The sequence below is a fragment of the Algibacillus agarilyticus genome, from assembly GCF_003286125.1.
In the GTDB taxonomy this organism is placed as follows: domain Bacteria; phylum Pseudomonadota; class Gammaproteobacteria; order Enterobacterales; family Alteromonadaceae; genus Algibacillus; species Algibacillus agarilyticus.
This window is the reverse complement of sequence record NZ_QMED01000073.1, coordinates 1-1,535: the sequence shown is the minus strand read 5'-3', so window position 1 is coordinate 1,535 and position 1,535 is coordinate 1. Positions and strand designations below refer to the sequence as shown.

The window sequence follows — 1,535 nt, the reverse complement described above, 5'->3', positions numbered from 1 at the left end:
ATAATTCTTCAACGTTGTGGTGATTTTATTTGTTAAATCTACACGGTCTTGCACGAGTTTACGACGATATTCAACCAGTTGGGCAAGCGACCTGACACTTTCGGTATCGGGTGTAATGACGCTCAATTTAGGCATATGCTGCTGTAATATTTCTAATTGGATAGCCGCGTCTGTTGGATCGTCTTTAGCCCCACTGAGTGTAAATGCCTTTCGGTATTTTGCTACGGTAGAGGGGTTTATAGTAAACAATACGATATGCTGAAATTTACTGAGCGCATAAATTAAAGGGCCTTTTTTTAATTCACAAGCGACAGCAACGGGTTGACCATTATATTTTTGTTTTAAAGTATTCGCCCAAGCATTAATAGCTTCTGGTTTTGAGGAAATAACGGTAAAAATGGGTTTGTCGCTTTTCTGTTCGAGTTCACAAACGTCGTGTTTACGATCTGCCCAATCGATAGCGATAAGGGCGGCAAAATCAGTAGGATTAAAAACTTTCATTTTTGACCTCCAAAGCGTAAAGTTAACCATGGAATATGGCAGTGGTATTGTTTCTCGCAGGTCTTATAGATAGTCGATATAGACGGCAATCCCTGAGTATGCGTATTGAAACAAGTGACTTCTGTTGCTCCGAAAGTCTTGTTATAAGCATCGAATGTTTTCGCTCAAATATTCGTAAGCAACAGAAGCATATTCCACCTATTAATAAGTTAGGTAAACTGATTAATTAATGGAACGGAGCAACTATAAGTCGTTAAAGCAGGACAAATAACAGTTGGCTTTTGCTCCTGCGTCGCTTATTTTAGCCAACATATTATTTGCCTCTTAACGAGGCGTTATGTGTTTTTTATGACTAGAGATGAATTCGAATTAATTATAAAAGGTTCTATCAAAGAAGCTATCGATAGGGTTTCATTACAGACGAAAGTTACCTTGCCATCTGATGATATTAAATTAGTTTCAGGAGATACTATTCTAGCGGAAAATATTGATCTAGCTGTTACCTTCATTAGTGAGAAGATGTATTTTTCGGAGAATGAAATTAAGCCTTGTGCGGATTTAATAGTTAAAAGCTTTACTGCTGATTACACGGTAATAAATTTGTTTATCGCTAATTACGAACCTAGACCTTATTGTCTAAATTGGTCAGGAGGAGTAGGTCCGTTTATAAAAGGTGTTTACCAAAGCCTGTTGGATGACTGTGCTAAAAACACATAACAACACGCCCTGAGGTGGACAGCAAGCATTAAGTTTTACTTTTTACCGCATATTTTAAGAGCGGTGAACCCTTACTTTTCAAGGCTTCTAGATAAGTTGATTCATCATATGCTGTGCTGGTTTTCCAGCACCGAAACAATATCCTGATCCACTTAAATGCCAACGCTCTGATGATGGTATTATGCGGTTTTCCTTTCGCTGCTTGCTGTTGATAATAAGCTTTAGCCCAAAACGAATATCGCACCGATTGACCTGCCCATTCAACAAATGTTTGCCGTAAAAATGTTGTGCATGAGTATCGCCAATGTATCCACTCT

2 protein-coding genes and 1 pseudogene are annotated in these 1,535 nt (G+C 38.4%); 1 reads left to right on the top strand and 2 read right to left on the bottom strand.

Going from position 1 to position 1,535, the window contains the following annotated elements:
- Nucleotides 1–501, bottom strand: a 501-nt coding sequence (locus DPX34_RS21565; protein ID WP_157964591.1) for an IS110 family transposase, incomplete at its 3' end; no start/stop codon positions are given.
- A 348-nt stretch (nucleotides 502–849) separates the two neighbouring features.
- Between DPX34_RS21565 and DPX34_RS21560 the strand changes: the two genes are divergently transcribed.
- Nucleotides 850–1,218, top strand: coding sequence for a hypothetical protein (locus tag DPX34_RS21560; protein WP_111980451.1), 369 nt, complete (start codon nucleotides 850–852; stop codon nucleotides 1,216–1,218).
- A 28-nt stretch (nucleotides 1,219–1,246) separates the two neighbouring features.
- On the opposite strand, the pseudogene DPX34_RS22190 reads toward DPX34_RS21560, so the two are convergent.
- A pseudogene (locus tag DPX34_RS22190) lies at nucleotides 1,247–1,535 on the bottom strand (IS110 family transposase); the annotation flags it as partial.

Bases quoted from the DNA above. Each gene is read 5' to 3' on its own strand.
- DPX34_RS21560 (WP_111980451.1), top strand. From the start codon at position 850: ATGACTAGAGATGAATTCGAATTAATTATAAAAGGTTCTATCAAAGAA.